3 protein-coding genes are annotated in these 2,745 nt (G+C 49.3%); all 3 read left to right on the forward strand.

Annotation, left to right across the window (positions count from 1 at the left end; translation table 11 throughout):
* Positions 1–76: 76 nt before the first annotated feature.
* The 3 genes from tnpA (at position 77) to tnpC (ending at position 2,534) form a co-directional block, all read left to right on the forward strand.
* Positions 77–418, forward strand: coding sequence for an IS66 family insertion sequence element accessory protein TnpA (gene tnpA, locus BLW31_RS23585; RefSeq protein ID WP_010535432.1), 342 nt, complete (start codon positions 77–79; stop codon positions 416–418).
* Between the two features lie 3 nt (positions 419–421).
* Positions 422–784: an IS66 family insertion sequence element accessory protein TnpB gene (gene tnpB / locus BLW31_RS23590; RefSeq protein ID WP_010535433.1), complete on the forward strand. Its 363-nt coding sequence runs from the start codon at positions 422–424 to the stop codon at positions 782–784.
* Positions 785–989: 205 nt separating this feature from the next.
* Positions 990–2,534: an IS66 family transposase gene (gene tnpC, locus BLW31_RS23595; RefSeq protein WP_229113076.1), complete on the forward strand. Its 1,545-nt coding sequence runs from the start codon at positions 990–992 to the stop codon at positions 2,532–2,534.
* Positions 2,535–2,745 lie beyond the last annotated feature (211 nt).

The raw sequence follows: 2,745 nt of genomic DNA on the forward strand, positions 1-2,745 counted from the left end.
GTAAGCATTCAGCAAACCCCGTATTTCCCCCTCTGAAAGTTCTTCCTAGTTTTGCGTGAATTTAAAACGTGAAACAATGAAGAACTTAACTTTAGAAGAATTTAAAAGGATTCATGAAGAATGGAAGTCAACTGAACTTTCCATTCGTGACTATTGTCACAACACCGGCTTTGAAGAAAGCAGGTTTTATTATTGGCGTAAGAAACTTACAGAAACCATGCTGCCGCAGGCGGGCGGTTTTGTTCCGGTGAATCTGTTTAACCGGAACGGCAAGCTGGGCATGTCTGCCACCGGCAACCCTAAAGAAGCAACGGATCATGTACCCTGTGAAGTGGTATATCCCAATGGTGTCATCTTGCGCATCCAGAGTGAATTGTCTCTGGAAACGCTCCGTTCGTTAATCCTCTTATACCGGTAGCCCATGTTCAACCTCAATGATTCCAACCGCTTTTTCCTGTACCCGTATCCTACGGACATGCGCAAAAGCTTCTATTCGCTGAGCGGCATTGTAACCAACCTCATGGGCATGAACGTTCAAGACGGAGATGCCTATATCTTTATCAACAAATCATTGACAGGGTTGAAGATACTCCATGCCGAGTACGGGGGCCTGGTCATCTACAACATGAAACTTGAACGGGGAGCCTTCAAACTCCCCGACATTGACACCGATGACCCTGCCACTTCAAAGGGTATAAAATGGGCTGACCTGATGATGATCGTACAAGGGATATCCCCTTCGGAAGTTCACCGGTGCAGCCGGTGGGAGCCCAAGAAAAAGTAGTGTTCCAAGTCGTTTTTTACGGGCTGAAACTGAGGTAAAACGGCCTGATTTTCGTATCTTTGCAATGTAAGAAAAGAACAGAACCATGTCAGAAACCTCCAACCAGAAAGCCCTCATCGAGCAGTTGCTCAGCGACCGTGATGCCGAGTTCCGGCGGGCGGTGAAAGCGGAACAACAGCTGAAGGAACTGTCGGACGTCAAAAGGATGCAGGCCGACTACGAAGCCAGACTGGCTGAAAAGGAAAAAGCCATCCAGGAGCGCGACCGGGCTTTGGAGTCCAAGGAAAGCCGGATAGCACAACTTGAACAGAAACTTCTTTATCTGGAGCGCAAGATGTGGGGTGCCATGTCCGAGAAGCGGCGTATTCCTGATGACCCCAACCAGCTCAAGCTGGACTTTGATCAGCTGGAAATGACACCGGAAGAGGAAGAGACGGTCCGCAAGGCTGTTGAGGAGGTTGCAGGCTACAGAAAGGTGTCGGTCAAGGAACATGAAAAACGGGTTCCGGTCCGTCAGAAACTTCCGGATAACCTCCGCCGCGTGGAAGAACATATCTATCCTGACGGCTATCTGGGTCATGAAGACGAATGGATCCTGTTCGAGGATGCCGAAACGTCCGAACACCTGGAACTCCAGCCTGCCGAACTGTACGTCCGGGTGACCATCCGGCATAAAGGCATGCGCAAGAAGACAAAGGAAATCGTTACAGCGCCCGTACAAAATGAACCCATTGCCAAGAGCTATGCCAGCGCATCGCTGCTGACCGACCTGATGGTCGGGAAGTATGTGGATCATCTTCCTTTCTACCGCCAAGTACAGATGTTCAAACGGTTGGGAGTCAGCATACCCCCTTCCACAATCGAAGTCTGGTTCCACGATGTGGCCGACCTGATGCGGCCAGCTTACTACCGGTTGAGGGAACTCGTCCTGTCCACCGATTACATCCAGTCCGATGAAACGACGGTTCCCATCATCGACAACGAGAAGCACCGGACGGTAAAAGGTTACCTGTGGCTGGTACGGAGCATGGTCAACGGTCTGGTGTTCTTCGCCTATAATGAAGGTTCCCGGGGAGCCAAAGTGGTCCTGCAGCTCTTCAAGGATTATCAGGGAGCCATACAGACGGACGGCTATGCCGGATACAACATCCTGGAAAAACTGGAAGGTATAACGACATTGGGATGCTGGGTACATACCCGAAGGTACTTTGACAGGGCTTTATCCCATGACAAGGCGAGGGCGGAATATGCCTTGGCCCAGATCGGCATGCTTTATGATGTGGAGAGCATGGCAGACGACCAACATATGGATACCCTCCAGCGCATGGAGCTGAGGAAGCGGCTTGCCTATCCCATCATACGCGCTTTTGAGAAGTGGTGTATCTGTGAACAGGGAAATGTGCTTCCGAAGAGTCCCATAGGAAAAGCCATCGGCTACTTCCTGAACAACTCTCGCCAGCTGGCAAGGTATACGATGGACGGAAGGTATCTCCCAGACACGAACCTGATAGAGAACAGCGTGCGTCCCGTAGCTGTCGGACGCAAGAACTATCTCTTCTGCGGCAATCACGGCGCTGCTGAAGATGCTGCTGTCATCTACTCCCTGATGGGATGCTGCAAGGCGGCAGACGTGGACTTCAAGCAGTGGATGAATTATTTTCTGAACCATGTCCATGAATATGACAGTGACTACTCCAAGGATCTGGTAAATCTGTTGCCACACTCTTTAAAGGAACAAGGTATCATCTAAGAATCTCATAAAAACTAAGAGATGTCTCGTAAAAATAGGGACTTTTTCAGAGAAAAGTCGGAATTTTTAAGAGGCATCTCTTTATGTTTATAGACCTTGCAGGACGGGGGTTACTAATTGCTTACCTTCATATCTTTTACGTTTTATAATTCACACGCAAAGGTATGAAGAACTATTATGGTCTAGGATACGGGGTTTACTGATTGCTTAC

Origin of the sequence: Bacteroides faecis MAJ27, assembly GCF_900106755.1 — a bacterium.
GTDB lineage: Bacteria > Bacteroidota > Bacteroidia > Bacteroidales > Bacteroidaceae > Bacteroides > Bacteroides faecis.

Bases quoted from the DNA above. Each gene is read 5' to 3' on its own strand.
- tnpC (WP_229113076.1), top strand. From the start codon at position 990: ATGCAGGCCGACTACGAAGCCAGACTGGCTGAAAAGGAAAAAGCCATC.
- tnpB (WP_010535433.1), top strand. From the start codon at position 422: ATGTTCAACCTCAATGATTCCAACCGCTTTTTCCTGTACCCGTATCCT.
- tnpA (WP_010535432.1), top strand. From the start codon at position 77: ATGAAGAACTTAACTTTAGAAGAATTTAAAAGGATTCATGAAGAATGG.